Source organism: Ruegeria sp. BHSA118 (assembly GCF_059613405.1).
This window is the reverse complement of the sequence record NZ_JBXWSM010000127.1, coordinates 1-3,910: the sequence shown is the minus strand read 5'-3', so window position 1 is coordinate 3,910 and position 3,910 is coordinate 1. Positions and strand designations below refer to the sequence as shown.

Genomic DNA, 3,910 nt, shown 5'->3' with positions numbered 1-3,910 from the left:
GTGGCCGCTTATGGCCACACACCGGGCCACACGGTTTATCATCTGGAAAACAACGGGCAACGTCTGGTGCTGACGGCAGATCTGGCCAACCACTATGTCTGGTCTTTCGCCCACCCCGAATGGGAAGTCCGGTTCGACATGGACAAGGCCGCAGCCACTGCCGCACGCCGCGATGTTCTTGGCATGCTGGCCGCCGACAAGGTGCCTATGGTCGGCTATCACATGCCCTTCCCCGGCGCCGGGTATGTCGAGAGCCGTGGAGACGGCTTTCGCTTTGTCCCGGTCAGCTACCAGATGATGGGCTGAGCGTTCAGTACCCCGGATCCGGCCGCACTTTTGAACCGTCACTGAACCGCGACAAGCGAAAGGCGGCCGGGTCCACGCAAGGCGTTGTTTCGGCAACCAGATCGGCCATCAGCCGCCCCGCCCCTGGCCCGATTCCGAATCCATGGCCCGAAAACCCCGTGGCAATGTACATTCCCGGCAGATCATCCACGCCCGAGATGACGGGAATGGCATCCGGCGTCACATCGATCATGCCTGCCCAGCTTTGTACGATCTCGCCTGTTTGCACAGCGGGGTATCCCTTGCATGCATTGGCCCAGGCGCGTCGCAGTGCTTTTTGAGACGGTTCGGGGTCCAGGATTCGGCACTGTTCGAATGGTGTTACATCGGTTGGCAGCCATCTTCGGTTCTGTTGTGCTTCGATCGTCCAGCGTTTGGACAGGCGAAAGCGCAGAGATTTCCACTCCTGCACAAAAGCCGGCAGGAACTGCATCGCCAATCGAAAACTGTCCGGCACGATGTCCACCGTATTCTCGTGACCGGACGCAATTGTGTAACCGCCATCGGCCCGTTTTCGGATCGCAAAGTCATCTGACCACAGCGACGCCTCGGGTCCCTCTGCGACGGGGGATGTACGCAGGACCGTATTCAGAACCTTCAGCTGCGGCAGCTTGATCCCCGCATTGCCTGCAAACAGGCGCGACCACGCGCCTCCGGCCAGAACGACGCGGCGACAGGCAACTTTGCCGCGCTCGGTGAAAACACCGGCGATACGTCCAGCCTGAACGTCCACACTGCGCACGGCGCAATTCGTCATGATCACTGCGCCCCGAGCCCGCGCGGCTTCGGCGATGGCGGGGGCTGTCCATTGAGGTTCGGCACGACCGTCCTGCGGCATGTACAGAGCGGATCCAAAGCCCGATTGGTTGCCGTGCAAAAGGTCTGCCAACTCACCGCCCGAAACCATCCGCGCGCCGGTCTGCAAACCCTCCACGTGGTGCAGCCAACGCTCCATGTTGCCGGCATCCCGCCTGCCGGATGCGCCAAAAAGGATACCGGATCGGGTGTAACCTGTCTTGCGGTCCAGCCGGTCATCGAGCGTTTGCCAGATGCGCAACGATTCCTGCATCAGGGGTATCTCTCTTGGGTCCCGCATCCCAAGACGGACCCAACCCCAATTTCGAGAACTTTGTTCGGCGGCAATCTGCCCTTTTTCACACAAAAGAACCGAAGCGCCCCGCTCTGCCAGTTCCAACGCGGTTGAAACGCCGATGATTCCGCCGCCGATGACCACGACATCAACGGTTTTGGGCAGGGCAAGATCAGGTTCTACAGGAGTCGGTTTGGGCGCGGTCATCAATAGGCCTTACTCTGTCGCTTGGACCGCTATGGAGACCAAAAGACAAAGCATGGGCAATACAAACTGCCACCGGAACATACGAATTTTGGCACCTGTGACCCAGACGCCTGAGGTTAAAAGCGCGGGGCCGAAGGTTAGGCTGCGCCGGACAGTTCCGCCCATTTCTGACGCAAGATCGCGGACAACCGGTTTTCCTTCAGCGCCGCTTGTGCGGATACGTCTTCCTGTGGAAGCAACTGCGGAAACTCTGGCCGCAACATGGCCGCTTTCTGATCTTCCGACTGCCGCTGCTCATTCAACAGATCGGCAATTGCTGCATCCAGCTTTTCTTCATCCAAATCTTGCGGCAGAGATTCCATTGTGCGCCATTTCAAAGGCGCATGAAGCGATCTTTCAAAATTCTCGTACATTTTAACACCAAACCATTCACTCAGACATCCAACCCCGGATACGCCGCGATCACCACGTCAGGCCCTCGCCCTCAACGACAATGCGTCGCATCCGCCCCACATTGGGCAACTTCCAAGCAAAAATGTGTCAGAAAAATGTCACCCAAGCAAGCCGGGGATGGCCATTTTCGCCCCGTTGCACGGGCTATGCCCTTCAATCAGGGAACAATGCGCATCAACGAAACTTCACTGTTTCCGATCATGCAGATTTGGCTTAGATTTCAGCGACGATCACGCCAGCGATTTACGATCGGGTACCGCCGGTCCAGCCAGAATGCCCGCTTGCTCAAGCGCGTGCCCGGAGCGGACTGGAACCGTTTGTACTCGCTGATATAGATCAGGTGCTCGACCTTTCGCGCGTCCGCCTCTTCAAATCCGGCGGCGACGCAATCCGCGATGGAGCCATCCTGATCGACCAGAATGTCAAGTATCGCGTCCAGTACGGAATAGTCCGGCAGACTGTCACTGTCTTTCTGATCTTCGCGCAGTTCGGCGCTGGGGGGTTTGTCGATGACGGACGGGCGAATGACCTCTCCGTCGGGCCCCATCATCCAGTCCCGATGATTGGCGTTGCGCCAGCGGCAGGTTTCGAACACGCGGGTCTTGTACAGATCCTTGATCGGGTTGTACCCGCCGTTCATGTCGCCATAGATCGTGGCATAGCCCACCGCGACCTCGGACTTGTTGCCGGTGGTCAACAGCATTTCGCCGAATTTGTTCGAGATCGCCATCAGCAAAAGCCCGCGCAGGCGCGACTGAATGTTCTCCTCGGTCAAGCCTTCGTCCAACCCCGCAAATAGCGGAGCGAGCGTGTTGGTGACGGCAGCCCGGCTTTCCGAAATCGGCACATGGTCATAGTGCACACCCAATGCCTTGGCGACGGCCTCGGCATCGTCCAATGACGCTTGGCTGGTATATTCCGACGGCAACATCACGCAGCGAACGTTGTCGGCCCCGATGGCATCCACCGCGATGGTCGCCACCAACGCGGAATCGATCCCTCCGGACAGTCCCAGAACTGCTTTTTTGAAGCCGGTCTTGCCCATATAGTCCCGCAGGGATTGAACCATCGCGCGATAATCCTGCTCCCACAAATCCGGCTGGGGCACGATTTCTGCCGGCACAATGCGCCAGCCATCGTCGCCACGCTCAAGATCCACCTGCGCAACCACTTCGTCGAACACCGGCATCCGGAAGGCCAGCTCTCCGCCCGGGTTGAGACCGAAGCTGGCGCCGTCAAAGACCTGATCGTCCTGCCCGCCGACCATGTTCAGGTAGATCAGCGGCAGGCCCGTTTCGACCACGCGCGCGACCATATGATTCAGACGTATATCGTATTTGTTCCGGAAATAGGGCGACCCATTGGGGATCAGCAGAAACTCGGCCCCTGTTTCCTCAAGCGTTTCGGCGACGTCAGTGTGCCAGCTATCCTCACAAATGGGGCTGCCGATCCGGAAGTTGCCAACCGAATACGGACCGCCCAGAGGACCCGCATCATACAGGCGCACTTCGTCGAAAACAGTCTCATTCGGCAGGTGGTGCTTCAGAACCTTGCTGGTGATCCGCCCCCCTTTGAGAATCAGATAGGCATTGTACAACTTGCCATCGTCGACCCACGGACCACCCAGGGCAATCGCGGGCCCGTCGGCGCATTTCCGGGCCAGAGACTCGACCGCATCCATGGCCGCGCGATGAAACACCGGCTTTAGCACCAGATCCTGCGTGTTGTATCCGGTGATGAACATCTCGGGGAAAGCCACCAGATCGGCCCCCGCCGCCTTGCCCTGTTCCCACGCGGCAACGACCTTGGCCGCAT

3 protein-coding genes and 1 pseudogene are annotated in these 3,910 nt (G+C 59.0%); 1 reads left to right on the top strand and 3 read right to left on the bottom strand.

All coding sequences use genetic code 11. The features are described 5' to 3' along the window. Positions 1-306 (top strand): annotated as a pseudogene (locus AC2FNN_RS21140) (MBL fold metallo-hydrolase); the annotation flags it as partial. Positions 307-310: 4 nt separating this feature from the next. Here the strand turns inward: AC2FNN_RS21140 and AC2FNN_RS21135 are convergent. From AC2FNN_RS21135 to AC2FNN_RS21125, 3 genes are all read right to left on the bottom strand, one after another. After that, positions 311-1,642 (bottom strand): NAD(P)/FAD-dependent oxidoreductase, encoded by a 1,332-nt coding sequence (locus AC2FNN_RS21135; RefSeq protein ID WP_496760435.1) that lies wholly within the window; start codon positions 1,640-1,642, stop codon positions 311-313. A 137-nt stretch (positions 1,643-1,779) separates the two neighbouring features. Next, positions 1,780-2,004 carry a hypothetical protein gene (locus AC2FNN_RS21130; protein ID WP_253283304.1) on the bottom strand — a complete coding sequence of 75 codons (225 nt, stop codon included), beginning with the start codon at positions 2,002-2,004 and terminating at the stop codon, positions 1,780-1,782. 311 nt (positions 2,005-2,315) lie between these two features. Then, positions 2,316-3,910 (bottom strand): NAD+ synthase (locus AC2FNN_RS21125; RefSeq protein WP_496760434.1); only part of this gene is annotated, 1,595 nt, incomplete at its 5' end.